The sequence below is a fragment of the Paenibacillus sp. PsM32 genome (assembly GCF_030433815.1).
GTDB classification, from domain to species: Bacteria; Bacillota; Bacilli; order Paenibacillales; family Paenibacillaceae; genus Saccharibacillus; species Saccharibacillus kyungheensis.
Genome location: NZ_JARUWY010000014.1, coordinates 63891 through 86904, shown reverse-complemented (window position 1 = coordinate 86904; position 23014 = coordinate 63891). Strand labels below are relative to the sequence as shown.

Sequence of the window (23014 nt, the reverse complement as noted above, 5' to 3'; positions counted from 1 at the left end):
ACAACTATTCAACCTGTAACTCATCTTTTCAACTTATTCCATCAAAGAGAATAGCTGTAGATTCAACTCCACATATACTCAAATGAAAAAGACCTGTTTTCCGTAGAAAACAAGCCCTTCGCATAATCATTATATTGCTAGCACCTAATCGTTTTTATGACGAGAACGATTGCGTAGGAATGTTGGAATATCCAACTGATCTCCACTAGGTTGTGTAGTATTTGTATTGTTGTACGGACGTGATGTCGGAGCTTTGTCTTCTGCATTGGTTGGTGCAGCAGGTGTAGATTCATCGACAGGCTGAGACGGACGACGTACCGGTGGCAATGGTTGTGCTGGTTTGTGTTCAAATCCTGTTGCGATAACAGTAACTTTGATCTCTTCTTTGAGGTCTTCATCAATAATCGCACCGAAGATCATATTTACTTCTGGATCAGAAGCTGAAATAACGATCTCTGCTGCTTCATTGACTTCATACAAGGAAAGGTTGTTACCGCCAGTGATATTCATAATCACACCACGTGCACCTTCGATCGAAGTTTCAAGCAATGGACTCATAATCGCTTTACGTGCTGCTTCTGCTGCACGATTTTCTCCTGTAGCTTCACCAATACCCATCAAAGCTGAACCACGCTCAGTCATGATCGTTTTTACATCGGCAAAGTCAAGGTTGATTAGTCCCGGTACAGCAATTAGATCAGAGATACCTTGTACCGCTTGACGCAACACATTATCTGCTTCACGGAAAGCTTCTAACATCGGTGTCTTTTTATCTACAATTTCAAGCAAGCGATCATTAGGAATAACGATCAATGTATCGACTTTTTCTTTCAATCCTTCGATACCTAGTTCTGCTTGTGAAAAACGCTTACGTCCTTCAAATGTAAATGGACGTGTTACCACACCTACTGTTAATGCGCCACATTCTCTAGCGATTTCAGCAATAACCGGTGCTGCACCTGTTCCTGTTCCGCCACCCATACCCGCAGTAACGAATACCATATCTGCACCTTTAAGAGTGCTCATGATCAGGTCACGAGATTCTTCAGCTGCTTTTTTACCTACATCTGGATTAGCTCCTGCACCCAAACCGCGTGTCAGTTTATCACCGATTTGCAATTTGTGTTCAGATTTAGCCAAGTGCAATGCTTGAGCATCAGTATTAACTGTTATAAATTCCACGCCTTGAACACCATTCTCAATCATACGGTTAACAGCATTACTTCCGCCGCCACCTACACCGATGACTTTGATCTGGGCTAGGCTTTCCATTTCGAAATCAAATTCTAACATACTTTCCCATCTCCCCCTCGTTGTCCATGAATAGCTTGTTTCAATATAATATTGAACTCTAGCTTATATAAACTCACTGAACATATTTTTTAACCGTTCAATCAAGCCCGGCTTGGCACTGCTTTCCGGGGTCGAGGTTGTTTTGTTACGTGCTGGTGCTTTTTTGTTAGCTCCAGCCGTGCTTCCACCACCACGGATATTGCGGATGACATTGTACAAAATGCCTACCCCGCTTGTATAAGCAGGATCACGTACACCAATATAATCAGGAACTGCTATTCTTACAGAAGCTGCCAGTTCTTCGCGAGCTACTTCCAAAACGCCCGGCATTGAAACTGTACCTCCTGTCAGTATATAACCACCAGCAAGCTCTTGATAACCGAGTCTTGTGACTTCTTGACGAATCAGTTGAAAAATTTCTTGCACACGAGGCTCAATAATGGCTGCTAAATCTTGCTGTGTAAATTCTTTGTCTACGTTACTGCCAATACGCATAACTTTGAATACTACATCAGATGCAGCATCATCTATCAATGCACAACCATATTTCAGTTTTACTTTTTCAGCATGCTCTGTTAATGTGCGTAATCCATAAGCGATATCGTTCGTTACAAATTCTCCACCAATCGGTAAAGTTGATGTCGCTTTAAGCGAACCTTCTTCAAAGATTGCAATAGTAGATGAACCTGCACCAATATCAACTAGAATCGATCCCATCGATTTTTCATCTTTGGACAAAGCCAATTGACCTGCACCTAATGAAATCAATACAAGATCTTTGATACGCAAATCTGCTTTTTCTACACAACGAAGAAGATTATGGATCGAAGTTTTAGCACCTGTAATAATAGTAGCTTCTACTTCTAGACGAACACCAATCATTCCGCGCGGGTCTTGAATTCCTTCTAACCCATCTACCACGTACTGTTTAGCAACAACGTCAATAATTTCCCGTTCAGGTGGCAGAGCGATTACTTCTGCCGCTTTCAAAACACGTTCGATATCTTCTTCACCAATCTCACGATCTTCATTGGATACGGCAACTACTCCGTGGCTCGTTTGAAGTCCGATATGATTGCCTGAAATACCAACGATAACTTCAGATATCTGAATGCCGACCATACGCTCAGCATGATCAACAGCACTACGGATGGATTGCACAGTTTGATCAATATCTACGATCGCACCTTTGCGAATTCCTTCCGAGTCGGCAGATCCAACTCCAATAATATTAAAGGTTCCATTGTTGATTTCCCCGATAATAGCACGAACTTTGGATGTACCGATGTCCAAACTAACAATGATGTCATTGTTGCTCAAGCCCTAGGCACCTCCCGCTATCCTGTAATAAAAACGGTGTATTCGAATATTTTAGAATCACACCATTATGTGTTGGAAATTGAATTTCCGAAATAAATTGTTTCCCAAAATTGCTCTCTACATTAATATTCAACATTACATATGCTTTCCCTCTTTTTTCTCCAAACTTTTTGAACACTGGTTTGCATTATAAAAAGGTTGAAGAAAAAACGATCAGGTAGGCTATTTTCACCGTAAATTTTTAAAAGTTTACAAAACTTTAATATCTACAACTTTCATTCTAGCATCTTTCGGTCATTGCAGAAAGTATTGTATCTATATGATTTTACAAAACGTTCGCATTTATCGATTACAAAAGGCTAAATCTTACGGTGCAACTTCCTGATCTGCTACGTCTTCCGGGTTGAAAGGCGTATAGGCATCTGCTTCAAGCATTGTAATGACACCTGGCGGTTGAGTCTCGATAACCTGATTTAGATACTCTACTTTGTCTGCCAAAAGTGACACACTTGTGATCACTTCAAAGCGAGAACGTGTATAGATTTTGATCCGGTCTGGAAACGAAGGCGTTGGTGAAGGACTAATTTCAGAAATATCAGAAGACAACTCATTAGGAATAGTCCCTAATACTTTGCATAATTGCACTTTCTGAGCTTCAAAATCAGACCATCCTGTAAGCACAGGTTTTTCAACAGCCACTCCGCGTGTATCTGCTCTTACCAAAGCTCCACTTTGTAAAATAGCTGTGAGTTCTCCTGAATCTTGCAGTTCATAAGCAACTACAGGATATTCTTTGATCGTCACATCAATTTGACCTGGAAAATGCTTGATTACTTCTGCATCTTGGATCGAACTGATCGTTAATAATCGCTTTTCGATCGTTGTAGCCGATGTACCAAAAAAAGCATTTCCTTTCGCCAATCCACTTACATTTAACAAATCGGTTTTGGCTGTAAACGTATTTCCTTTAAACGTGATCTGAGATATTTTACCAATAGGCGAAAACCAAAATACAATTCCGATTACGACTAAAAGGATAAGCGACAATAAAATAATCAGTCGCGTTTTACGAGTTATTTTTGGATTAAAAGAAGGTCTCCGATTGCCAGCCGGTTTGTTATTTGGAATAACAGTTAATTTTTGCTTTACCATAGCGATCTCCACAAATCTTTTTTAGGTTTTATTCAATATAGTCTTTTGTACCAACTGAATTCAGTCATCCACTTGTCTGAAATAAAGTCTTTGTCATTATATCATGCAGAATGCTGAATACCTAAATGTGCTTTGGCTACGGTTTGATACGGTTCACTTTTACTTTTCACCCATCAGATATACTTCAGGTTGAAGTTGTACGCCAAACTGTTTAGATACTTCTTGTTGCACATGTGATATTAACTCTAATACATCAGCTGCGGTACTTTGTCCCACATTTACAATAAAGTTAGCATGTTGAGTCGATATTTCGGCTCCACCAATCCGGTACCCTTTGAGTCCTGCTGATTCGATTAAGCGAGCAGAATGATCTCCAGGTGGATTGCGGAAAACACTTCCTGCTGAAGGTTGCTGTAAAGGTTGTGTAATCCGTCTACGATCTTTATGTTTATTCATTTCAGCCATAATGGTATCGCGATCGCCTGTTTTCATTTGAAATGAGGCTTCAACAACGATTCCAGGTTGTTCTTGCAAAATCGAATGACGGTAAGCATATTGCATATCTTCTACGCTATAGCTCACGATTTGTCCATCATGAAGAACTATTCGAGCAGACTGCAAAATCTTAGATGTATCTGATCCATGAGCTCCTGCGTTCATATAGACAGCGCCACCTACAGACCCCGGAATACCGCCAGCAAATTCAAGACCAGACAATCCTTTTTTAGCAGCTAAAACACAAAGTTTGACGACAGAGTGTGCACCACCTGCGATAATCCGATCTTCTTCAAATCTAGCGTAATCAAAACCTTCGCCTAATTTGATAACCACTCCGCGAATTCCTTTATCTGCGACTAAAAGATTAGAACCTCGTCCTAGCTGTGTCCATTGAATATCATGCTCATGCAAAATAGTCATAAGTGTACTTAGCTCATCTTGATTGCTGGGTATCACCAGTACATCAGCAGGGCCGCCAATTCTCCATGTTGTATATTTTGCTAACGGTTCATTGATAAGAACTTGACCGACAGCATGCTGGGATAAAAGATTCATCCACTGCTGCATTTTGTTAACTTCCCCCTTCTAGCGGGACAGAACACCTGACAAACGCTTCATTTCTTCAACAATCAAAAATGCAGATTGAGGTGTACCCAAGCTTGTTGCTGCTTTGGACATGTTCTGTCTAACCTCTTCATCACTCATTACTTTATCTATTCGAGCTAACAATGATTCCCCTGTCAACTCACGCTCTAATAATACTTCTGCTGCGCCTGCTTTTTGTAAAGCCCAAGCATTAGCTTCTTGATGATTATTTGTAACATTAGGTGACGGTATTAATATAGATGGCGTACCTAATGAAGTGACCTCAGCCAACGAAGAAGCACCTGCACGACCGACTAACAACGAAGTAGCTGCTAGAACTTCGGGCATATTAGGAATATACGGAAGTACATGAAGATAATAAGGAAATGATCCTACAGCATCTCGAATACGTTCACGAATTTCTTCGTAATAAATTTCGCCTGTTACAAATACATAATGTACTGCTGGATTGTTTTGTTTGAGCAAAGGAGCAATTTGAACCATTGCTTCTACAAGTGCTCTAGCGCCCCTGCTACCTCCTACAACTAATACAATCTGTGCATCAGCAGGTAGACCTAAGGAAGCAAGTCCACGTTCACGATTTGCATTTTGTACCATAGTCGCCCGCGGGTTGCCTGTAAACATCACATGCTTTGAACGCGGAAAACGATTCACTGAATCTTGAAAACTTACAGCTACTGTACTTGCATATCCACTCAAAAATTGATTCGTTAATCCAGGAATCGCATTTTGCTCATGTACAATAGTTGGTATTTTAAGCTTGGCAGCGGCATATACTACAGGTCCACATACATAGCCACCTGTTCCTATGACTACATCAGGCTTAAATTCTTTAAGTAACTGTTTTGAAGTTTTCACACCCTGAATGAAGCGATTTATCGTTTTGAAATTTTCTAAAGAAAATAACTTGCGTCTAAAACCGGTAATATCAATAGATTCAAAAGGGATTTTTTCTTCAGGAACAATTTTGTTTTCCAATCCTCTTTTGCCACCAATATACAAAAATTCAGCATCTAATCCTTCGGTCTCACACTGCTGAGCAATCGCAAGTGCTGGATAGATATGACCACCTGTACCTCCGCCGGTCAATACGACCCGCATGATAAATCACCTCCTTAATTCAAATTTCATTATTGTTATTTATTCGTTAAGTAGCTGAATGATCTATTGTAAAGTAGATGTACGTTTTATGCTACTTATCTCAGTTGAACCTTATAGCTGGTGTACAGCTTCTTTAAAAGCACGACCACGTTCTTCATAAGACGAGAACATATCCCAGCTTGCACATGCAGGAGATAATAATACAATATTATCCGGTTCAGCAAACATTGCCGCTTGCTCTACTGCTTGCTTGATAGCTAGTTCTGGTTGCTCTGATTCTTCGATAATTTGCACTTTTGTAATTCCTGCAAGTTCTGCTACTTTAGCTAATTTGTGACGGGTCTGTCCCAAAACAACTAACGCTTTAACCTGTTGCTGAAATACAGGTAACAAATCCTTATAATCAGAACCACGATCCAGACCACCAGCAATCAGCACAATGCCTTTATCTTGAAAAGCGGATAATGCTGTAATCGTTGCTTTGGCATTGGTTGCTTTGGAATTGTTATAATACTGCACTTGATCATGTTCTTTTACATATTCTAAGCGATGTTCTACACCTCGGAAATCACGTAAGACATCAGCCAGATCTTGAGGACGACATCCAGCTGTAATAGCAATCGCACAAGCTGCTAACGCATTGGCTACATTGTAACGACCAGGTATACCCAATTCATGTACAGGTAAAATAGCCACTTCTCCATCTTGATCACAATACATCATTGTACGCGGTAATTCATCTTCCATTTCTGGAATATAGGCAGGAGATACGTATAACCCTGCTGATAATGGTGAATGTGTAGCTGAAGCGGATGGCTTGGCTGCTGTTATATAATTGCCCAAGTTCTCTGTGATCGAAAATGGAATTAAAGTACCTGCTTGAATATAAGGCACAAGGCTACGGCAATAACTGTCATCCCAATTAATGATTGCTGTATCGTCTTTGCCTTGATTTTCAAAAATTTTACGTTTGGAAGAAACATAATCATCCATCGAACCATGATAATCCAGATGTGTCTCTGCTACATTTAACAGACAAGCGATTTTCGGATTGAAATCACGTGTGCCTTTCAATTGAAAGCTACTTAATTCGGCTACGATCCAATTCTCTGGCTGAGCGTCACTAACAGCTTCACATAATGGAATCCCTATATTACCACCTACGATAGGATGAAGATGATTAGCTTCCAACATTTTGCCTACCCATGTTGTTGTGGTCGTTTTACCGTTAGATCCTGTAATCCCAATCATAGGCACATCAGAGATACGATAAGCTAATTCAACTTCTGTGATCACTTCTATCCCTAAATCGAGTGCTTGTTTGATTGGAGGAGCTGTATAAGGAATACCTGGATTTTTGACCATAAGAGCGATCCCTTTATGAATCAAACCTTCAGGATGCCCTCCACAAATCACTTGAATATCCAAAGCTTCTAACTCTGCTGCTTCTGGTGATTGTTCTCTTGGCTTCAAATCGTTAACCGTTACGATGGCTCCCAGACGATGCAAAGCTTTGGCTGCTTCTACGCCACTTCGTGCTAATCCGATTACGATCACTTGTTGTCCACGATATGTCTCAGGATCATTCATGTATTACAACCCCTTGCTCAAATAAATTCCGATCACTGCTAATACTAGACTAACTGCCCAGAATGTAGTTACTACACGCCATTCAGACCAACCTGACAATTCAAAATGATGATGAATCGGCGCCATCTTAAAGACTCGTTTCCCGTTTCTTGTTTTGTAAGATACAACCTGTATTACAACAGACAGCAATTCAATCACGAAAACAGCACCAATAATTAAAAAGAGCAATTCGCTTTTGGTTACAATCGCTATGCCACCAATCGCTCCGCCGATACCTAAAGAACCCATATCACCCATAAATACTTTAGCTGGATGCATATTAAATATTAAAAATCCGATCACAGCACCGATCATAGCTGCTGCACATACTGCTGCCGCAGGTGAAGTCGCTTGAACCGCTACTACTGCATACGCTGCAAAAGCTATCGCACTTACCCCGGACAATAATCCGTCTAATCCATCGGTAAAGTTAACTGCATTACTGATCGCCAGCAACATAATCACAATAAATGGATAATAAAACCAAGGACCCCAATCAAATGAAAACGATGTAGCAGGAATACCTAGTGCTGTGCTATGTCCGCTTTTGAGCAAAATATAACAGACAATTGCAGAAAATAACAACTGTCCAAACAACTTTTGTTTTGCTGTTAGTCCAAGTGAACGTTTCAAACCAATTTTAATAAAGTCATCCAAAAACCCTACTAACCCGAATCCAAGTGTAGCCACCAATAACACCCAGAAGTTAGTATCTACTACAGAAAATTTTACGTACGCTAATGTAAAAGCAATCATAATGATAATACCGCCCATAGTCGGCGTGCCTGCTTTTTTCAAATGACTCTGTGGGCCATCATCACGTACTTGCTGTCCAAACTTCATACGGCGCAATACCGGAATTAAAAGCGGTGCAGCAATCACTGCCAATACAAATGAAACTGCTGCTGTTAAAAATAATATTCGAAAATCCATGTCGTTTTACTCCTCCAGCGCCTCTGCGTTACTTGTTGAATCAGGCATCAGCGCCTGTACGACTTCTTCTAACTTCATCCCGCGCGATGCTTTAAATAAAATAGCATCTTTCTCCTGAGCCATTTGCAATAGATCGTTAATCAGTTCTTGTTTGGAAAGATAAGAATGAATCTGAGAAGCATCTAATACTTTAGCAGCTCCATTAGCTATCTGTTGTCCAAGCACACCATACGTGAATAACAGATCTGCTTGTCCATCGATATATTTTCCTACTTCCTGATGATATATCGCTTCCTCTTCGCCCAACTCTAACATATCACCGAGTACTGCAATTTTACGATGATATCCTTTGAGATTACCTAATACGTCTATAGCGGCTTTCATTGAAGTAGGACTTGCATTATAAGCATCATTTAACAAAGTGATTCCATTACGACCTTGAATGATCTCAATTCTCATTCCTGTCAGTTGTAGCTTGGATAAGCCTTGACGGATCTGTTCTGCTGTGACCCCATAATGTTGAGCTACTGTTATCGCTGCTAAAGCATTAGTCACATTGTGCATACCTAGCAAAGGCAATGTCCATGCTTCGTCTGCTTCACTATTTGTTGTGAAAACAGTATGTTTACCTTGAAACATTACGCCTGTTGGATACACATTGTTCGTATGATCTAGCCCAAATGTTATTTTACGCATCTCTTTTTGCTCAAATGCGGGTTCCGCCAAAATTTGTTTTAATAAAGGTTCATCACCTAAATAGACAAGTAAGCCTTCTGAACGTAATCCACTGACAATTTCTAATTTCGCACGTGCGATTTCTTCCCGACTGCCCAATTGCTGAAGATGAGATTCACCAATATTGGTAATAATCGTTGTCTCTGGATGAGCGATATTTGATAGCAGTTCAATCTCACCGCGTCCACTCATACCCATTTCTAAAATCAAGATTTCAGTCTGTTCAGGCATTGCTAATATGGTCAAAGGCAATCCTATATGATTATTGAAATTACCTTCTGTTTTGTGCACTTGATAAGCTTCTGCTAGCAAAGCATAAACGATATCTTTTGTTGTCGTTTTACCATTCGAACCTGTAATACCGACTACTTTCACACCTGTTTGTTGAACGTACGCTTCAGCTAGTTGTTGTAGTGCTTGCAAAGTATCTTGAACAATGACTATATTTCCAGACGGTGGCGTTCCATGATTATGTTGCCATAATGAAGCTACAGCTCCTTCAGTTAAGGCTGATGTCACAAATTCATGTCCATCGAACTTTTCACCAACGATAGGAATAAATAATCCGCCTTCAACCAATTGACGGGAGTTAATACTAACGCCTTTTAAACGAACATCTGCTGAACCTTGAAGCTGTCCACCACATATATCGGCTATTTGACCGAGTGTTGTATTTATCACTTGTAAAGACCCCTTATCGCTTCTTTGGCTACCAACCGATCATCAAAATCCAATGTTTGTTGACCGATAATCTGATACGTCTCATGACCTTTTCCCGCAATCAATACTACATCTCCTGGCTTAGCCATTTCAACCGCTTTTTCAATCGCTTGTCTGCGATCAACAATAGATTCGTATTTGTCTGTAGCAATCTGTTGCTCTTCTAATCCTTTTTGAATATCTTCCAAAATAGTAGCTGGTTCTTCTGTACGCGGATTGTCTGAAGTTATCAATACATAATCACTATATTTAGCAGCAATCTGTCCCATCAAAGGTCGTTTGCTCCGATCACGATCACCACCGCATCCAAAAACAGTAATAATATTACCTTCTGCAAATTCATTGATCGTACGCAATACATTTTCCAATCCATCCGGTGTATGAGCGTAATCCACAATCACTGCAAAAGGTTGACCGCCATCTACAGACTCTACACGCCCATCTACACCAGCAATCTGTTCAAGACTAGACTTTATGTGTTCTAACGGAATATTCTCAATGAGAGCAGCTGTGATCGCTGCTAAAGCATTATAAACATTGAATTTACCGACCATTTGAAGTGTGATTTCTGTATTGCCTTTAAACGTATCCACTTGGAAAGTCGTGCCTTGAGATGTAATTCTAATCTGTGAAGCATATACATCAGCAGGATGATCGACTCCATATGTAATCACATCTGCCGCTGTAATTTTACGGAAATATTCAGCAGCAGGATCGTCGTTGTTCAAAACAGCATATTTACGCTTTGCAGGATCTATTTCATAACGGTTCCCCAAACGTGCAAAAAACAGCCCTTTGGCTGCAATGTACTCTTCCATCGTCTCATGATAATCGAGATGGTCTTGACTTATGTTTGTAAAAATAGCTGTACGGTAATCTGTTCCTTTTACTCTTCCTTGCTCTAGAGCATGAGAGGATACTTCCATCACACAACTTTTTACATTTGCTTGCACCATTTCGTGTAACAAACGTTGTAATTCTAACGCTTCTGGTGTTGTACGAGGCATAGGTGTTGCTGTACCGTTATAACGCATTTCAATAGTTCCAATCAACCCTGTATTGATATGCGCATCATTCATAATACGCTCAATCAGATAAGAAGTTGTGGTTTTACCATTTGTTCCTGTAATTCCGATCATATTTAACGTTCTACTTGGATATTCAAAAAAATGATCAGATAATACAGCCATCGCGTGACGGCAACTACTAACGATCAATTGTGGAATATCTAATTCAAGTTGACGTTCTACTACTAAGGCAGTAGCACCTTTTTGAATCGCTTGAGCGGCATAATCATGTCCATCTACTGTAAAACCAGGCAGACAGATAAACAGATCACCTGACTTCACTTTGCGAGAATCAATCTCCATACCGGATATTTTTGTGTGAACATCACCTAGCACTTGAGATGTGATCAGCAGATGTGCTGCTTCTGACAAAAGCATAGTTTTACCTCTTTTCTAAATATTAATAACGATACCCGACAAATAGCAGACAAAAGATAGAGTCAGTTGCACTCTATCTTTGCTGATGATGCCGGGTGATCGTAGATTACATTAATTCGTTGGCGCCCCGGTAGGCTCTGGAATTTTAAGACTACTTGTAGGGCTTTGCTCTGTACTGCTTTCCGATTTACCCTTACTACCCGTACTGCTTTCAGTGGTAGTGCCAGAATCTGTTTTGGTATCGGAAGATGTTGTATCTTTTGATTCTGTAGCATTTGGATCTGTAGAAGTATCTTTGTCTGTTGAAGACCCTTCAGAAGATGTAGATTCTGTACTGTCTGTTGCTCCATCTTTTGGTGTGGTGGCTTCAACTGAAGTCGCTGGATCTTCTTCTGTATCATCGACTCCTGTGACTGTTGCTCGAGCAGATTTAAGTGTAAGTGTTACAGATCGTCTACCACTACTAGAAGACTCTACCTGTTCAGATACATATCCTTCGCCTGTCGCTGTTACTTCTACTTTCATCAACGATAAGATTTGCAGAGCATCCCGCAAAGATTCACCTTTTAGATCAGGAATACTCATTTTGGTTGGATCTTCTGTCATCAAATAAATGGTTTGTCCGCCTGTCATAGCTGCTCCACTAGCTGGATACTGTTTGACGACTTTTGTACCTGATCCTACTGTTGTATAGGAAATACCATCTGCAAGCAATTTTTTCTTCGCATCTGCAAGCATTTTACCTGTTAGTGTAGGAGCAGTATAGGAAGCCATTAGTTTTTTAGAAGCCACTTCTGCTTTAGGTTTTGTTTCACCATCGTCAAAGACTTTGGAAATACCCATATACGGCAATACTTGACTCACGATTTTTTTAAATACCGGAGCTGCTGCTGTACCTCCGCCTAGCTTCGAATCTGACGGTTGGTCAATCACTACGATCATAGCGATCTTAGGATCATTAGCAGGTGCAAATCCTACAAAAGATACCACTTGCTTCGTATAATCATACTTACCATTGATAACTTTAATAGCAGTACCTGTTTTACCTGCAACACGATAACCATCAATATAAGCATGACGACCTGTTCCAATTTCCTGATCCGAAACGACCTGTTCCAGATAACCACGTACTTTTTCAGAAGTTGCCGGGTCAATCACTTGACGAACGACTTTAGGCTGTGTATTTTCAGTGACACCTGTATTGGGATCAGTGATCGATTTGACTAGATGTGGTGTTAATAATTTCCCACCATTGGCTACCGCAGAAATAGCGGCTAACTGTTGAATGGGTGTCACTTGTACCAATCCATGTCCGTAAGCAGCGGTTGCTACTTCTGTCGGAATATTAGGATGGAAGTTTATTGCACCTTTAGCTTCACCAGGCAATTCGATGCCTGTCTGTTCTCCAAATCCAAACGAATCGATATATTTACGCAAACGTTCTGCACCAAGCATTTCATAACCAAGCTTAACAAAAGCTACGTTACTTGAACGTTTCAATCCTTCCAAGTAACTAATCGGTCCCCATCCGCTATGATTCAAATCATGTAAAGTATATCCACCTACTCGAATAGAACCTGATTGATATTTAGCATTAGGATTGAATAAATTTTCTTGTACTGCTCCAGAAAGAGTAACAATCTTAAATGTAGAACCTGGTTCATAGATCGCTTTGATAGCCAGATTACGGAAATCTTTAGGATCGGTAACTTCATTAAACTTATTAGGATTAAAAGTTGGCATATTTGCCATACCTAGAATTTCCATCGTATTAGGATCTGCTGCAATCACTGTAATACTTTCAGGTTTCAATTGTTCATAAGCATCTTTCATAGCTTGTTCAATATAATACTGAATTGTCTCATCAATCGTTAACGTCAGATTATCTCCATCTTTAGCAGGAGTATAGACATCTTTGGAATCTGGTAATTTATCTCCTTGTTTATCACGAAGATATTGAATATGACCATCTGTCCCTTTAAGCTTTTCATCATAATACGCTTCAATTCCCGCAACAGCGTTGCCATCTTTGTTCGTAAAACCTATCACATGAGAAGCAAGTTCATTTTTAGGATAAAAGCGTTTGGAATCAGCGCTTAAATACACACCTACATCCCATTTTTGACCAGTTTTTTCTTTTAGCTGTTTGATAAAAGCATTGACTTGATCTGCTTTTTCTTGATCGATCAGACGACCACCTGAATTAAGCTCACGCCATGTGAAGAGTTGACCGATATTATCACCACTGGTTATAACCGAAGTGGCTTGCTTTTCAATTTCTACTTCATCAGTGCCTAAAATAGCATGAAGCTGACTTACAACATCACTTTTAATCCCATACTTAGCGATGATTTTAGGATTAAGAGCAACATTATAAGCCGGAGCATCCATTGCTAGATCATTACCATTACGGTCTGTAATCGTACCACGCTTAGCTGAAATATCGCTGTTAGCTGTCCATTGTTTAATAGCTTTGTCCGTCCAAACACCTGTTTGAACCACTTGTAGCCAGAATACTTTAATAATCAGTACAGCAAAAAAGAGGGTAATACATCCCCCTATAAATAAAGTACGAAGTTTTATTCTCTTATTCACTGTTGTTTCCCCCGTTTTACTTGCCTTGTGTCTCATCCGTCGTCGAGGTTGTTGCTTCTGTTCCCTTTACCCGAGATACTTGGATCGGAGCCGTATCCGTAGGCTCTATGTAACCTAGAGCAGTGGCACGTTCAACAATTTGATCTTGTAACGAATATTTGCGAATTTCGTTTTGTGTCGTTTGCTTTTTAATACTTGCCGTTTCACTATCCATACTTTGAATATTTTTATTCACTTCATAGATATGTGCATATTGAAAAACAATTACACTTGCTACTGTCGCACAAAAAATGATAGTCATCAAATAAAGCAGCTTTTCTTTCGTTGGGAGTGCGCTACGACGTAGGACTACCTTTGTAGTCTCACGATATCGTCGAGCAGCTTTTTCAGCCGATTGTTCTTTGACAGCTAGATTGCCGCGCGTATAAGCCATTGATCCGTCTCCTCTAAATTAAGTTTTCGTTTGTTTTTCCACCTTTTCGGCAACACGCAATTTAGCCGATCTTGCACGCGAATTTTCTTCCAATTCTTCTTCCGAAGGAAGGATTGGTTTGCGATTAATCAACTTCAGTTCTCCACCAGTACTAACGTAGACTGGAAAACCAGGTGGTGAGACGTTTTTTTCCACATATTCCGCAAAAATTTGTTTGCAAATACGGTCTTCTAAAGAATGAAACGTGATAACCGCTGCTCTTCCCCCAGGCGTTAGACAACGTACTGCTTGATGAAGAGCTTCTTCAAAAGCACCTAATTCATCATTTACAGCAATACGAAGTGCTTGAAAACTCCGTTTCGCAGGATGTCCCCCTGTTCTTCTTGCTGCTGCTGGAATGCCTTCTTTGACAAGTTCAGCCAGTTCCCCCGTTGTTTCGATCGGCTGGATACTTCGCTTGGCAACAATGACTTTAGCAATCCGTCTTGAAAATTTTTCTTCACCATATCGATATAAAATGCGGGCGATTTCTTCTTCCGGCCAAGTATTCACTATAGTTTTGGCTGTGAGTTCGGCAGATTGATCCATTCTCATATCCAAAGTTGCATCATGGTTATAGCTGAATCCTCTGTCACCGTCGTCGAATTGAGGTGAAGAAACGCCAAGATCGAACAAAATGCCATCTACTTGCGGAACTCCATCTTTGACCGGTACTCCTGCTGCCAATAGCGACTCTTCCAATTGACGGAAATTGCTTTTGATCAACGTTACTCGATCTTCATAAGGTGCAAGTACTATTTTCGCATTGGCAAGTGCCGTATCATCTTGATCAAAAGCTATTAGTCTTCCGCCTGCTCCAAGTTCAGCAGCAATAACTGAACTATGACCAGCTCCCCCGAGTGTGCAGTCAACGTAAATACCATCAGGCTTAACCTGAAGTGCTTTTGTCGCTTCTTCTTTTAATACTGTGATGTGATGAAACAAGATGTAAACCTCCCGGACGATTACAGGTCGAAATCAAAATCAACCAGCTTTTCTGCAATTTCATTAAAAGATTGTTCAGAAGTATCATAATACTCTGACCATGTTTCTTTACTCCAAATCTCTACCCGATTCGAAACGCCAATAATAACACACTCTTTTTCGAGTTTGGCATACTGCCGTAAATTTCCCGGCAGATTGACTCTGCCCTGCTTGTCCCATTCCACTTCGGTTGCACCGGAGAAGAAAAAACGACTAAATGCACGGGCATCCGCTTTCATCAGCGGTAGAGATTTGAGCTTTTGCTCAAGGAGGGACCACTCCTCCATAGGATAGACGAATAGACAATGATCCAATCCGCGGGTGACTACAAACGAAGTTCCGAGTTGTTCACGAAATTTGGAAGGAATAATAATCCGACCTTTTTCATCAATGCTATGTTGAAATTCTCCCATAAACATTGACGTTTCACTCCTCTTAACCATAGTCTCCCACTTTGTCCCACTATCCACCACTACCATAAGCATAATAGATTCGACGCAGAAAATCAAAATCCTTTTTTAATATCATTTTTTTTAGAAAAATACTGAAAAATTTTATTTTATGTAAATCAGCCAATTCATTTGCAAAAATAGGCATAAAAAAGAACTGATTTCTCTTTATCGGAAAAATCAGTTCTTTTTGTTATGCATGAGTAACTTTTATTTTATTTTTTAAATATATTAAGATTGCTTACAGATTATGACCAGCTATCTAAATATAATTTTTGTTCTTCAGTCAATGTATCAATATGAATACCTAGACTTTCTAGTTTAAAGCGTGCCACTTGTTCATCCAGTTCGTAAGGCACACTGATCACTCCTGCTTCCAACTGCTCATAGTGTTCGCTCACATAACGAAGACCTACTGCTTGCAAAGCAAAAGTCATATCCATAATTTCAACCGGATGACCATCTGCTGCTCCCAAGTTAACCAGACGACCTTCTGCAAGCAGATAAATACGGCGTCCATCAGTCAATTTGTATTCTTCAATATTTTTGCGAACTGTACGAATCGATTGAGAACGAGATGCTAGATCAGGCTTATTCGCTTCAACGTCAAAATGTCCAGCATTTGCAATCACAGCGCCATCTTTCATCACGTCATAGTGCTCGCCTGCAATAACACTTTTATTTCCTGTTACTGTAATAAAGAAGTCACCATGCTTGGCAGCTTCATTCATCGGCATCACACCAAAGCCGTCCATATGTGCTTCTACCGCCTTGATTGGATCAACCTCGGTTACGATAACATTAGCACCCAAACCTTTAGCACGCATCGCTATACCTTTACCACACCAGCCATAACCTACTACTACAACTGTTTTACCTGCAATAATTAAGTTGGTTGTACGAATAATACCATCAAAAGCGGATTGTCCTGTTCCATAACGGTTATCAAATAGATGCTTACAATACGCATCATTTACAGCAACCATCGGAATTTTCAGCGTTCCTTCTTTTTGTAAAGCTTTTAAGCGGATGATTCCAGTTGTGGTTTCTTCTGCTCCACCACGAATTGTTGATAATAGATCAGGACGTTCTCCATACAAAAATGTAATCAGATCGCCACCATCATCAATAATCAGATCAGGCTTCGCTTCTAACGCTTTTAAGTTTAAGCTTTTATATTCTTCAACACCTGGATTATATTTTGCAAATACAGTAATACCGTCTTCTACCAAAGCTGCACATACATCATCTTGTGTAGACAAGGGATTGCTACCTGTAATAGTGACATTAGCTCCACCGGCTTGGATAACTTTAGCCAAATAAGCGGTTTTAGCCTCCAAGTGCAAACAGATCGTTACATTCAAACCTTTGAAAGGTAAATCTCTTTCAAATTCTGCTCGAATACGATTTAATACCGGCATATGAGAAGATGCCCAATCAATTTTAAGATGTCCCTCAGGAGCAAGTGCCATATCGGCAACAATACTTGCTTGAATAGATGATGTCATTGTACAGTTCTCCTTTGTTAGTTGGAATAGATAACCTATTTTTATAAATAAACAAGACGATGCGAACCGTTAAAATCAGGCTCAAGGGTTAACAATTGATCGATCCAGCGCTCTCCGTAACGTCCAAGATAGTAATAGCTGTTGATCGTACGTTCTTGCGGCTTGCCAAACGGATACAACGCATACGCGATTCGATCCAAACGTTGTAATCCTGTCTGATGTTGACGTGCTATCGCATTTTGACTTTTGCGGTACAAATAATCAATTTGCAAATCAATCTTATGCTGAGTCGTTTCTCCGAGATGCGGTAATGAAGGATCGATCTCATGCAAAGAGTCTACAAAAGGCGCATACAATTGTTGAAATTGCTCGCGGAATGTAGTGAATCTTTTTTCTAAATGATAATCTTCTTGCTCACTTAACCAGGTCTGACGAATATCATCAAAGCGTTGTCTGACATCATCAAATGTTAATTGATACTGTTGCATCAAAATTTTAACTTTTTCTTCCACCATTGTAAATAACATTCTAGGAACAATCGGAGGCATTTGTAGATTCAAGACAGGAAATGCTTGTTTTGTTAACGCCCAATATGCAATCTCGCCTGTTCCCAAAATGGTACTAAGTACAGGGAATAATGAATCCTGCATCAAAGGACGTGTTAATACATTGTTGCTAAACCGTTCTGGATATTGCTCTAACAACTGTAACAACTCTTGTTTGGTAAAAACAACTAATCCTTTACGATCTGTAAACATCCCATTGCGTTTGAACAATAACAAACGTTCGTTGGTATATACTTCATCACTATGGATATAGAACAAATTAGCACTTTCTTCATCTACTGTCGCTTGTTCTTCATATCCATACTGTCTTACTTGCTCAGCAGCAGACATATATGCTTGCGTCAATTTATCATTATGTTCTATCAATTGACGAAATACTGGAATTTCTAAGCGACGAATAGCAGCATCATCTGAATCGATGAGTACCAATCCAAAACGGCCAAATAAAAGACCCAATTGTTCAGCAAATGCACTACTCAAATCTGTAGCATGCTCCATAATATTTCGCAATGTCTGTGTCCATTGATTTTTATTTTCAGTATCCGGTAACAGACTTTCAAATTGATTCAAAATATGTTCAGTATTCTGTTCATGAATAAATGTACGACTCACCGGTGAATGTCCACCACGTTCATGATCTAAGCGAATTTTCACAGCCGCTCCATCTTGATCAGGTAGATACGTATGATTCACTTCATCCCAGTCATGATCTTCACCTGCTATCCAGAATACAGGTACGATTGGACGTTGTAGACGCTGTGACGCTTCACGCGCAGATGCTAACAATGTAATCACTTTGTAAATGACTAACAGTGGCCCTGTAAATAGTCCGCTTTGTTGTCCACCTACCATCACAAGTGCTTCATCTGTTCGTAGTGTTGCTAAAGATTGCTGTACAGCTTCATGATTATTGTACTTACCGTTATATATGGTTAAGCAGTCAACTAAAGCTCCACGGTCGATTCGGCAGTCTTTACTCTGATCCAGCCATTCTGCACGTTTGATCCATGTTTGTGGATCAGAGACATTCATATTATACAAACTGCTTACCGATGCAAAATCATTGATGTACCGCTCAGCGAGCGGCTGATTCGCGGGTAGGCTCTCCGGAATCACATTCATGGGGTGAAGTCCTCCTCATCGCTATTGCTTTTGATTGTTACTAATCGTAACTTATTAAATCTTATTTGATTGTAACGAAGTTAGTACTGTTTAGTCAAAAGCTATTCTTAAAATATTTGAATATTTTTAGTAACAACCAAAAAACCGCCAGCAAATGGCGGTTTTTTGATTTGAAAGTATAAATTAAGCAGAAGGTTGAGAAACCCAGTGACCTTCAGATACTTCGATCAACTGAGAATTTTCTAAATTAAACGGATCTTTAGCTGCCAAAGTTGCTGCTGCTTCTTGAGAAGCGGCAAGATGTTCTTCAGGCAATAAGATTCTACGTTTATTTGCTTCTACTTCTGGATCAGGAATAGGAATCGCAGATAGCAAAGTTTTGGTGTAAGGATGTAGAGGATTAGCATACAGTTCTTCACTTTCAGCCAATTCTACAATTTTACCCATATACATAACCGCTACACGGTCACTGATATGTTTTACCATGGATAAATCATGCGCAATAAACAAATAAGTCAATCCAAGACGTTGTTGTAGTTCTTCTAGCAATTTAACAATCTGTGCTTGAATCGATACGTCCAAAGCAGACAATGGCTCATCACAGATAATAAATTTAGGATCTACAGCAAGTGCACGAGCAATCCCGATACGTTGTCTTTGACCACCGGAGAATTCATGAGGATAACGAAGAGCATGACTTGGGTTCAAGCCTACCATATCCAGCAATTCTTCTACACGTTTTTTACGTTCAGCACGGCTATTCACCAGACCATGAATATCTAGAGACTCACCGATAATGTCCATAATATTAAAACGAGGGTTCAAAGAAGCATATGGATCTTGGAAAATCATTTGCATATCTTTACGCATGTTTTTCATTTTGCGTGGAGACAGATCATAAATGTCTGTTCCGTTAAACTTCACACTACCACCGGTAGGTTCGTATAAACGAAGAATCGTACGACCTGTTGTTGATTTACCACAACCAGATTCTCCTACAACTCCAAGTGTCTCACCTTCGTAGATGTTGAAGCTAATATCATTAACCGCTTTAAGGATATTACCTTTACCTAAATTAAAATGCTGTTTTAATCCTTTTACTTCAACCAACGGTTTACGTGGGTCTAGATTAAGTTTAGCAGACGCTAATTTAGGTTTTTTAGGCTCATCCAAACGTGGCAATGCATTAAGCAAACGTTGTGTATATGGATGTTGAGGGTTTTTGAAAATTTCAGCAGTTGTTCCTGTTTCAACAACATCGCCTTCTTTCATAACAACCACGCGATCACACATACCTGCTACTACACCAAGGTCATGGGTAATCAAAATGATTGAAGTACCCAATTTTTGTTGCATATCTTTCATCAGATCAAGGATCTGAGCTTGAATCGTTACGTCTAGTGCTGTTGTAGGCTCATCCGCAATTAGCAATGATGGACGACAAGCTAGAGCGATTGCAATCATCGCACGTTGGCGCATACCACCAGAGAATTGGTGAGGATATTGATTAAAACGAACATCAGAATTTTTGATACCAACCAGTCGTAACATTTCAAGCGCACTTTCTTTAGCTTGAGCAGAAGACATATTTTGATGTTTACGCAATACTTCTGTAATTTGTTTACCTACTTTGATTGTTGGATTCAAGGAAGTCATCGGATCTTGGAAAATCATACCGATATCTTTACCACGAATTGCTTCCATTTGTTTATCCGTTTTAGCAAGTAGACTTTGACCTAGGAATTCAATCTCTCCACTTTTGATCTTAGAAGGCGGAGAAGGAATCAGACGCATAATTGTTTGAGCTGTTACACTCTTACCACTACCGGATTCCCCAACAATACCTAGCGTTTCGCCTTTGCCAATTTCAAAATTGACATCTTTTACCGCATCAAATTCACCAGCACGCGTTTGAAAGGATACGCTTAAATTCTTTACTGTTAAGATTTTCTCCACTTGTTCCACCTCCTATAGATTTTATTTTCTCAATTTTGGATCCAATGCGTCTCTAAGACCGTCGCCTAGCAAGTTAAATGCAAGCATTGTCAAACAGATTAGAGCAGCCGGGAACCACATACGCCAAGGATACAAATTCCATCCTGTTAATGCATCATTGATCATAGAACCCAACGAAGCGACAGGAGCCTGTACACCTAGACCCAAGAAACTCAAAAATGCTTCAGAGAAGATAGCACTTGGTACAGAAAGAGTTACAGTAACGATAATAGGACCCAAAGCATTAGGCAAAAGATGTTTGAACAATTGACGTCCAGCACCTGCACCCATAGAACGAGCTGCTAATACGAAGTCTCTACTTTTCAGTTGCATAATTTCACCACGAACGATCCAGGACATCGTAATCCAACCTGTTACAGTCAAAGCAACGATAATTGTTCCCAAACCTGGCTCAAATACAACCAACAATAGAATAACAACTAGCAAATAAGGAATAGAATAAAGAATTTCGGAAAATTTGTTCATAATGTTATCTACACGGCCACCGAAGTAACCCATGATTCCACCATAAATAATACCGATAATTAAGTCAATTGCTGCTGCTGCCAAACCTACGATAAGAGAGATTCGTGCACCCATCCAGGTACGAACCCACATATCACGTCCAAGGTTATCTGTACCAAACCAGTGAACTCCAGAAGGTGGCTTATTAGTATTCATCAAATCATTAGAGTAATAGTTAAAAGCAGAGATCATTGGTCCAACGATCGAAGCGATAATAATAAGAATCAAAGTACCCAAGCTAAACATAGCTACTTTATTACCTTTTAAACGAATCCAAGCATCCTGCCATAAAGAGATACTTTCCTGTTGCAGTGCGATTGGTTCGCCGACCACATCTGTAGTCGCATTTTGATTGTTTTTGTTTCCGCTAGCTGACAACGTTTAGCTCCCCTTCCGACCTGATAATTTGATCCGCGGATCTACCAGCACATATAAAATATCTGTAACAAAACGAGCAAGCATCAACAACACACCATAGAAAATAGTTACTCCCATAATCATTGTATAATCACGGTTAGTAATACTATCTACGAATACTCTACCAATACCGCCGATACCGAAGATTTGCTCGATAACAACAGAACCCGTTACGATATTTGCAGTCATAGGACCTACATACGTAACTACTGGAAGAATACCATTACGTACAACGTGTCTAGTCATAATGGTAAAACCATTTAGACCTTTTGCTTTAGCTGTTTTGATATAATCTGCATTCAATACTTCTAGCATACTTGAACGAGTTAATCGTGCTATAAATGCAATCGGTTGAACAGCAAGTGCTATAACTGGAAGTACAAAGTCACTTGGTTCATTAAAGCCCATAACATCAAACCAACCTAGTTTTAGAGCAAAAATATACTGGATCAATGTTGCCAATACAAAACTCGGAACAGCGATACCTAATACAGCAATAATCATAGCTACATTATCAATTAATTTGCGATGGTAAAGTGCAGCGATTAATCCCAATACAATACCCGCTACAATCGAAATAATAATAGCGAAAATACCGATTTGTAATGAAGGTGAGAATGTATCAGCAATACGTTGTGTAACCTCCTGATTTTGGTATTTCATCGAAATCCCCAAATCACCTTTAACTAAATTTCCTAGGTACTGTAAATACTGTTCAGCAATTGGTTTATTTAATCCATACTGCTCCATTAGACGTTCTTTGATTTGAGGCTGTACATTTTTTTCTGACATAAACGGATTACCAGGTATAGCTTTCATCAGGAAAAATGTAGCTGATGCCAAAATGAACAATGATAACAGCATATACAAAAATTTACTGGCGATATAACGAACCATTTCCCCAAGAACCTCCTTTATCACATTTTCTAGTTTATTGAATATGTTTAAA

At 39.8% G+C, this 23014-nt stretch carries 18 protein-coding genes; all 18 read right to left on the bottom strand.

All coding sequences use genetic code 11. The features are described from left to right. Window positions 1-144: 144 nt before the first annotated feature. Complete coding sequence (ftsZ, locus tag QCD85_RS20705; protein WP_274172260.1) at window positions 145-1293, bottom strand: cell division protein FtsZ; 1149 nt, start codon at window positions 1291-1293, stop codon at window positions 145-147. 63 nt (window positions 1294-1356) lie between these two features. Then, window positions 1357-2613, bottom strand: coding sequence for a cell division protein FtsA (ftsA, locus tag QCD85_RS20700; RefSeq protein ID WP_204823278.1), 1257 nt, complete (start codon window positions 2611-2613; stop codon window positions 1357-1359). A 366-nt stretch (window positions 2614-2979) separates the two neighbouring features. After that, complete coding sequence (locus QCD85_RS20695; RefSeq protein ID WP_273613081.1) at window positions 2980-3765, bottom strand: cell division protein FtsQ/DivIB; 786 nt, start codon at window positions 3763-3765, stop codon at window positions 2980-2982. 159 nt (window positions 3766-3924) lie between these two features. Beyond that, window positions 3925-4830 carry a UDP-N-acetylmuramate dehydrogenase gene (gene murB, locus QCD85_RS20690; protein WP_301263751.1) on the bottom strand — a complete coding sequence of 302 codons (906 nt, stop codon included), beginning with the start codon at window positions 4828-4830 and terminating at the stop codon, window positions 3925-3927. A gap of 18 nt (window positions 4831-4848) precedes the next feature. Beyond that, on the bottom strand, window positions 4849-5970 hold the full coding sequence (gene murG / locus QCD85_RS20685) for an undecaprenyldiphospho-muramoylpentapeptide beta-N-acetylglucosaminyltransferase (RefSeq protein WP_273613083.1): 1122 nt from the start codon (window positions 5968-5970) through the stop codon (window positions 4849-4851). Window positions 5971-6081: 111 nt separating this feature from the next. Then, entirely contained in the window at window positions 6082-7560 is a 1479-nt protein-coding gene (gene murD / locus QCD85_RS20680; protein ID WP_301263750.1) for a UDP-N-acetylmuramoyl-L-alanine--D-glutamate ligase, read from the bottom strand. A 3-nt stretch (window positions 7561-7563) separates the two neighbouring features. Next, window positions 7564-8532 carry a phospho-N-acetylmuramoyl-pentapeptide-transferase gene (gene mraY, locus QCD85_RS20675; protein ID WP_204823273.1) on the bottom strand — a complete coding sequence of 323 codons (969 nt, stop codon included), beginning with the start codon at window positions 8530-8532 and terminating at the stop codon, window positions 7564-7566. Between the two features lie 6 nt (window positions 8533-8538). Beyond that, window positions 8539-9945, bottom strand: coding sequence for a UDP-N-acetylmuramoyl-tripeptide--D-alanyl-D-alanine ligase (locus QCD85_RS20670; protein ID WP_301263756.1), 1407 nt, complete (start codon window positions 9943-9945; stop codon window positions 8539-8541). Further along, the gene (locus QCD85_RS20665; protein ID WP_301263749.1) at window positions 9945-11432 is read right to left on the bottom strand and encodes a UDP-N-acetylmuramoyl-L-alanyl-D-glutamate--2,6-diaminopimelate ligase; all 1488 of its coding nucleotides are present in this window, start codon (window positions 11430-11432) and stop codon (window positions 9945-9947) included. The genes QCD85_RS20670 and QCD85_RS20665 overlap by 1 nt, the downstream gene beginning before the upstream one ends. A gap of 111 nt (window positions 11433-11543) precedes the next feature. Further along, a complete protein-coding gene (locus QCD85_RS20660) occupies window positions 11544-14027 on the bottom strand; it encodes a penicillin-binding transpeptidase domain-containing protein (protein WP_301263748.1) in 2484 nt (827 codons plus the stop codon). 16 nt (window positions 14028-14043) lie between these two features. Then, a complete protein-coding gene (locus QCD85_RS20655; protein WP_273613087.1) occupies window positions 14044-14460 on the bottom strand; it encodes a hypothetical protein in 417 nt (138 codons plus the stop codon). An 18-nt stretch (window positions 14461-14478) separates the two neighbouring features. After that, entirely contained in the window at window positions 14479-15444 is a 966-nt protein-coding gene (gene rsmH / locus QCD85_RS20650; RefSeq protein ID WP_273613088.1) for a 16S rRNA (cytosine(1402)-N(4))-methyltransferase RsmH, read from the bottom strand. A gap of 20 nt (window positions 15445-15464) precedes the next feature. Next, window positions 15465-15902, bottom strand: coding sequence for a division/cell wall cluster transcriptional repressor MraZ (gene mraZ, locus QCD85_RS20645; RefSeq protein ID WP_204823267.1), 438 nt, complete (start codon window positions 15900-15902; stop codon window positions 15465-15467). Window positions 15903-16180: 278 nt separating this feature from the next. Beyond that, window positions 16181-17440, bottom strand: a complete 1260-nt coding sequence (locus QCD85_RS20640) for an adenosylhomocysteinase (protein WP_301263747.1) — start codon at window positions 17438-17440, stop codon at window positions 16181-16183. Between the two features lie 41 nt (window positions 17441-17481). Next, window positions 17482-19128 (bottom strand): bacillithiol biosynthesis cysteine-adding enzyme BshC, encoded by a 1647-nt coding sequence (bshC, locus tag QCD85_RS20635; protein WP_301263746.1) that lies wholly within the window; start codon window positions 19126-19128, stop codon window positions 17482-17484. 183 nt (window positions 19129-19311) lie between these two features. After that, window positions 19312-21084 carry an ABC transporter ATP-binding protein gene (locus QCD85_RS20630; RefSeq protein ID WP_204823264.1) on the bottom strand — a complete coding sequence of 591 codons (1773 nt, stop codon included), beginning with the start codon at window positions 21082-21084 and terminating at the stop codon, window positions 19312-19314. 21 nt (window positions 21085-21105) lie between these two features. Further along, the gene (locus QCD85_RS20625) at window positions 21106-21981 is read right to left on the bottom strand and encodes an ABC transporter permease (protein WP_273616336.1); all 876 of its coding nucleotides are present in this window, start codon (window positions 21979-21981) and stop codon (window positions 21106-21108) included. 48 nt (window positions 21982-22029) lie between these two features. Further along, entirely contained in the window at window positions 22030-22962 is a 933-nt protein-coding gene (locus QCD85_RS20620; protein ID WP_301263745.1) for an ABC transporter permease, read from the bottom strand. Window positions 22963-23014: the final 52 nt, after the last annotated feature.

Bases quoted from the DNA above. Each gene is read 5' to 3' on its own strand.
- ftsZ (WP_274172260.1), bottom strand. From the start codon at position 1,293: ATGTTAGAATTTGATTTCGAAATGGAAAGCCTAGCCCAGATCAAAGTC.
- QCD85_RS20695 (WP_273613081.1), bottom strand. From the start codon at position 3,765: ATGGTAAAGCAAAAATTAACTGTTATTCCAAATAACAAACCGGCTGGC.
- murB (WP_301263751.1), bottom strand. From the start codon at position 4,830: ATGCAGCAGTGGATGAATCTTTTATCCCAGCATGCTGTCGGTCAAGTT.
- murG (WP_273613083.1), bottom strand. From the start codon at position 5,970: ATGCGGGTCGTATTGACCGGCGGAGGTACAGGTGGTCATATCTATCCA.
- murD (WP_301263750.1), bottom strand. From the start codon at position 7,560: ATGAATGATCCTGAGACATATCGTGGACAACAAGTGATCGTAATCGGA.
- mraY (WP_204823273.1), bottom strand. From the start codon at position 8,532: ATGGATTTTCGAATATTATTTTTAACAGCAGCAGTTTCATTTGTATTG.
- QCD85_RS20665 (WP_301263749.1), bottom strand. From the start codon at position 11,432: ATGCTTTTGTCAGAAGCAGCACATCTGCTGATCACATCTCAAGTGCTA.
- QCD85_RS20655 (WP_273613087.1), bottom strand. From the start codon at position 14,460: ATGGCTTATACGCGCGGCAATCTAGCTGTCAAAGAACAATCGGCTGAA.
- mraZ (WP_204823267.1), bottom strand. From the start codon at position 15,902: ATGTTTATGGGAGAATTTCAACATAGCATTGATGAAAAAGGTCGGATT.
- QCD85_RS20640 (WP_301263747.1), bottom strand. From the start codon at position 17,440: ATGACATCATCTATTCAAGCAAGTATTGTTGCCGATATGGCACTTGCT.
- bshC (WP_301263746.1), bottom strand. From the start codon at position 19,128: ATGAATGTGATTCCGGAGAGCCTACCCGCGAATCAGCCGCTCGCTGAG.
- QCD85_RS20620 (WP_301263745.1), bottom strand. From the start codon at position 22,962: ATGGTTCGTTATATCGCCAGTAAATTTTTGTATATGCTGTTATCATTG.